Origin of the sequence: Acinetobacter sp. YH12201, from assembly GCF_013418145.1 — a bacterium.
In the GTDB taxonomy this organism is placed as follows: Bacteria; Pseudomonadota; Gammaproteobacteria; order Pseudomonadales; family Moraxellaceae; genus Acinetobacter.
This window is the reverse complement of the sequence record NZ_VPCP01000135.1, coordinates 1-4117: the sequence shown is the minus strand read 5'-3', so window position 1 is coordinate 4117 and position 4117 is coordinate 1. Positions and strand designations below refer to the sequence as shown.

Sequence of the window (4117 nt, the reverse complement as noted above, 5' to 3'; positions counted from 1 at the left end):
CCAGCGGGTGGCTGATCTTAATTTTTGCCCAGAGTGGTGCAGTTTAGCCAGACGTTCAAAATCTTGTCTTAAAATGGGTTTGAGTAATTGATGAAATACGGTATTCTGATGTGACAAAACCTGAGTCCTTTATAGTTAAAGTGTTTGTTTGCACTCATATTTTAACTATTTAGACTCAGGTTTTTTTATTTAAAGCAAACTATGGGACAGTAGTGGCTAAAGGCTCCCATTTTTGATTTCGTATAAGGTGTATTATGTTAATTTTAGCTTTTCTCTATAATTACTATCTTAAGGCCCACTACCAAATTCTGTAATTAGCCAATCAGATTGAGGAGATTGTTTCACAAGAGTAATAAATAAAATATAGTCACCTACTGGACTACCAGCATCATCTATATGGACGACTTTAACTTTTACCATCACTGAAATAATTTTATAAAATTCTTGATAATACTCAGGTCTACTTTCCGCTGAATCATAATTAATCCTTACTACTTCTAAAATTTTTGAGTCTTTGAAAGAGAGAAACCTTTCAGAACTTTTTAAATCTTCATGTAATCGCGCATCTGGCCAAACATATTTGATTGCTGATTCTAGATCATGTTTAGCAAGTGAATTAAAGAAAAGTATTGTTGTCTGTGTTGCCATCTCTTTATCATGATTTAATTTCTGTTTGTATGAATTAATGATTAGAAGTAGACATAGACCTACAAGTAAAATTCCTAATTTTATAAATATTTTAGACATTATAATTTCACTTTTATCTTTCGAAAAAACGCATAACCGACTAAAAGACACATAAGCCAAAATAAATAATCAAGAATAAAATATAAAAAAATGAATTGATCTATTCCTATAATAATATTTAAAGGATCTAGTGCTATACTACCGCCTGGAGATATTTCACCATCTACTAAAAACTGTAATGGAAATCCTCCTCCTATAACTTCAACTTTTCCAAGCTTGTCTACAACTATCCGGTCTATCAATGTATATTTCTGATGAAACAAAGACAAATAAGTCAAAACAAAAGCTAATATATTGAAATATATTATTTTTTTCTTTAATAATTCTTTAACTTTAAAATCAGTTAAAAATAACCAATAAGACAAGCCTGGAATTAGAGCCATAAAGATAGTCCAAGTGTCGGTATACATCTTCCACCATTCTTTCGAAACTTCTCCTGTATGGCTCCATCCAAAAAGAACAAAAAATGGCATAGCAATAATTAAAGAGCTAATACAGATAGTTAGCAAATTAAGAATACTATAACGATTTAAAAGAATTGAGACCATAAAGCTAAAAGGTACTGTCAAAATACTATAAGCTAAGTAAACAAGACCATGCCCTGCAAAAACCACAAAAATTGAATATAGACTATATTCACGATTCATTATGATAAATAGCAATGCTGTGAAAAAAAGTAGTGGTAAAGGAGCAAGTAATAGGGCTTTTACTATTTTTTCTTTTGAGTATTTCATTAACTTAATTCTCTTATTTACTCAATAATTATTACACTATATCAACTCTTGGAAAAAGCGTTGAATGAGCCTATTTAATTGGTGAATAATATAATTTAAAGTTTCTTTGATGCTTTTTCTATTGATGTAACAACATTCTTATTTAAAAACGTAGGTAATATGAAAAATAATAGTAAGTTGATTTATTTAGTTATTACGGCAATCGTAGTAGCTTTTATTGGATTTTTTATTTTTGCCAAAAAAAGTGATGATGTACATAGTAAAGAGCTGATGGAAACTCAAGAAAAGATCAGTTCCAACCGTAATACTCTGCCTCTTAATGCTAATGACGGTATCACTAACAATGCGCCCAATCTCCCTCATGGAATGCCTCCTAAATGGGTAAAAAGTACGATTGCTATTAATGATAGCCCTACATATTCACGAGAAGATAAAATCCATAAGCTAGTTGATTTGTTGAAACAAAATGAATCGAACCCTGATGCATTAAGTGTAATTCTTGTATCCCTAACGAATTTAGACCCGATTGAAGCAGCAGACGATATTATTCCTTATTTAAAGGATACGAACCCAAAGGTTCAAATTTTGGCTCTGGGTGCTCTTAATAATGCTTCGCTACTCACTCAGAAAGAACATGAGATTAAGGGTTCACTGCCAGAGAATGAAGCTGTTCGTAAACGGATTATTGAAGCCGTTAATGAGCTTAAAGTAGATCCAAATACGTCAGATGAAGTAAAGAAAGTATTAATTGCCACTTTCCCATAGATAAATCCTTCTTTAAAAGGCAAATAACAAATGATTTTATAGAGCATTCTTAATTCACTATTCAGCGGAAAAACATACCCACTTAACATAATGGCTGTTATACGAAATTAAAAAACCTAGGCACTGGCCTAGGTTTTAATTTAAAAAAAATACATAAAAATTAAGTTTTTAGACTCGATTTTTTAACTTCGTATAACGTGTATTATGTTAATTTTAGGGAAATTAATCAGTTGATGAAAAATGAAAATAGGAATTTTTTGGTTTTTGCAAAAGCAAGTTATCGGCATAGCTCATCCATTCAATTTAAATGATGCAGATTCAATAGGCTTAATTGATAGTCCATATACACATGTCGATTATTGGAAAAATATGCAAAGTGTATACCCAGAACTACGTCATTATGAATATGAACAGATTCCAAGGGGTAGGGTAATTTTCGACGCAAATAAAGGAAAAGCAATCGTGTATATGGACAAAAAATTATTTAACACAGTAACAGCCACTAAAATTTATGATTTCTTTGATATAGATTCAGAAAATGCTATTCCAAGAAAAGATCTTCACTATTGTACTTAATTGTTTAATTTAGGCTAAAATGAAATTCTCTTTTAATAGGGGTATGAAGATGAGAAAGCGTTTAAAAGACTATAGCCTTGATCAAGTTTCAAATCGCCAAAAGGTTTCAGGTCAAGTATTACCAATTCAATTTAGCAATGATGAAGCAACAAAACGTGTTGTGATGCACAGTGCTAAACGAGTTATTAAGCAGCATAAAGCAGAACTTCAAGAGCTTGCTTATAAATGAGTTTGATTAGCTCAACATTCGTGATCGCTGTACATGATGAGATCCTATTACAAACTGGCGTGGGGCGAACAGGCTGTCATATTGAAAAGCTAGAAAGCGTATTAAGCCGTATAGATCAGCAGATGTATTACAGCAATGTAAGCGACATTTTTGAGATCGCAGCATGGTTTGGTATTGCTATCTCAAAAGGTCATGCTTTTGTTGATGGTAATAAAAGAACTGGTTTAGCTGTAATGCTGACTTATCTAGAAATTCAAGGTGTTACCATTCAGGAACAAACAGGTTTAGATGATTTGATGGTCGATATTGTTGAATCACAAGAAGAACATGAATTGTTAGCCAAAATTGTGGCTGAATTCTTATACGAGCTTTCGATAATTTAAACTAAGAAATCAGAATCTGAATATTTGGATCATCGATATTCGATAAAATATTCTTATAAATTAAATAATTTTCATCCTCTCGGCAGATAAAAAATACTTCTGCAACATGATCATATTGAGGCAACATAGAGAGTATGGTGCCAATCGCAATTTCAGCAGCCTTTTGAGGTGGAAAACCATAAACACCTGTACTAATACATGGAAAAGAAACAGTGAGTGCATGAATTTCATTAGCTTTGAATAGTGCATTACTATAAGCATCACAAAGCAATTGTGGCTCATTGTGTTCGCCATCTAACCATCGTGGTCCAACCGCATGAATAAGGTATTTAGCAGGCAGATTACCTGCTGTTGTTACTTCTGCTTGACCTGTAGGGCATCCACCTTTTTCTTGATTTAGACGAACACATTCTTCTTTCATCAATGGTCCAGCTTTTTTATGAATCACATAATCAAGTCCCCCACCACCAAGCAAAGATTTATTTGCTGAGTTAACGATGGCATGTACAGCAAAAGCTGTTATATCTGCTTGGATGAGATGGACTTTTTTCATAAATTTTCTTTGTACACGACAAAAAAAGATAACTCATTGAAATAATGGCATAATACTTGTTTTCTGACGACGAATATGATGACACATTTCAATGAGTTACATCTCATCTTAAACAAATATCTAAAGTGGA

8 protein-coding genes and 1 pseudogene are annotated in these 4117 nt (G+C 32.4%); 4 read left to right on the top strand and 5 right to left on the bottom strand.

Annotation, left to right across the window (positions count from 1 at the left end):
* The 4 genes and pseudogenes from FTU91_RS15730 to FTU91_RS16735 form a co-directional block, all read right to left on the bottom strand.
* Positions 1-117 (bottom strand): DUF4372 domain-containing protein (locus FTU91_RS15730; protein WP_155392816.1); only part of this gene is annotated, 117 nt, incomplete at its 3' end.
* 171 nt (positions 118-288) lie between these two features.
* Entirely contained in the window at positions 289-648 is a 360-nt protein-coding gene (locus FTU91_RS15725) for a DUF4829 domain-containing protein (RefSeq protein WP_224223039.1), read from the bottom strand.
* Positions 649-746: 98 nt separating this feature from the next.
* The gene (locus tag FTU91_RS16740) at positions 747-1040 is read right to left on the bottom strand and encodes a hypothetical protein (protein ID WP_227505690.1); all 294 of its coding nucleotides are present in this window, start codon (positions 1038-1040) and stop codon (positions 747-749) included.
* Positions 1041-1091: 51 nt separating this feature from the next.
* Positions 1092-1481: pseudogene (locus FTU91_RS16735) on the bottom strand (hypothetical protein); the annotation flags it as partial.
* Positions 1482-1640: 159 nt separating this feature from the next.
* Here FTU91_RS16735 and FTU91_RS15715 point away from each other — a divergent pair.
* The 4 genes from FTU91_RS15715 (at position 1641) to FTU91_RS15700 (ending at position 3434) form a co-directional block, all read left to right on the top strand.
* The gene (locus FTU91_RS15715; protein ID WP_180082808.1) at positions 1641-2246 is read left to right on the top strand and encodes a hypothetical protein; all 606 of its coding nucleotides are present in this window, start codon (positions 1641-1643) and stop codon (positions 2244-2246) included.
* A 240-nt stretch (positions 2247-2486) separates the two neighbouring features.
* The gene (locus FTU91_RS15710) at positions 2487-2822 is read left to right on the top strand and encodes a hypothetical protein (protein WP_180082807.1); all 336 of its coding nucleotides are present in this window, start codon (positions 2487-2489) and stop codon (positions 2820-2822) included.
* Positions 2823-2871: 49 nt separating this feature from the next.
* Positions 2872-3051 (top strand): hypothetical protein, encoded by a 180-nt coding sequence (locus FTU91_RS15705; protein ID WP_016658770.1) that lies wholly within the window; start codon positions 2872-2874, stop codon positions 3049-3051.
* Positions 3048-3434 carry a type II toxin-antitoxin system death-on-curing family toxin gene (locus tag FTU91_RS15700; RefSeq protein ID WP_004769969.1) on the top strand — a complete coding sequence of 129 codons (387 nt, stop codon included), beginning with the start codon at positions 3048-3050 and terminating at the stop codon, positions 3432-3434. The genes FTU91_RS15705 and FTU91_RS15700 overlap by 4 nt, the downstream gene beginning before the upstream one ends.
* A gap of 1 nt (position 3435) precedes the next feature.
* Here the strand turns inward: FTU91_RS15700 and FTU91_RS15695 are convergent, their stop codons facing one another.
* Positions 3436-3987, bottom strand: coding sequence for a macro domain-containing protein (locus FTU91_RS15695; protein WP_016658769.1), 552 nt, complete (start codon positions 3985-3987; stop codon positions 3436-3438).
* Between the last annotated feature and the right edge of the window lie 130 nt (positions 3988-4117).

What these genes read in the sequence shown, in the direction of transcription:
- FTU91_RS15710 (WP_180082807.1), top strand. Translation starts at nt 2,487, where the DNA reads ATGAAAATAGGAATTTTTTGGTTTTTGCAAAAGCAAGTTATCGGCATA.
- FTU91_RS15695 (WP_016658769.1), bottom strand. Translation starts at nt 3,987, where the DNA reads ATGAAAAAAGTCCATCTCATCCAAGCAGATATAACAGCTTTTGCTGTA.
- FTU91_RS15715 (WP_180082808.1), top strand. Translation starts at nt 1,641, where the DNA reads ATGAAAAATAATAGTAAGTTGATTTATTTAGTTATTACGGCAATCGTA.
- FTU91_RS15700 (WP_004769969.1), top strand. Translation starts at nt 3,048, where the DNA reads ATGAGTTTGATTAGCTCAACATTCGTGATCGCTGTACATGATGAGATC.
- FTU91_RS15725 (WP_224223039.1), bottom strand. Translation starts at nt 648, where the DNA reads ATGGCAACACAGACAACAATACTTTTCTTTAATTCACTTGCTAAACAT.
- FTU91_RS15705 (WP_016658770.1), top strand. Translation starts at nt 2,872, where the DNA reads ATGAGAAAGCGTTTAAAAGACTATAGCCTTGATCAAGTTTCAAATCGC.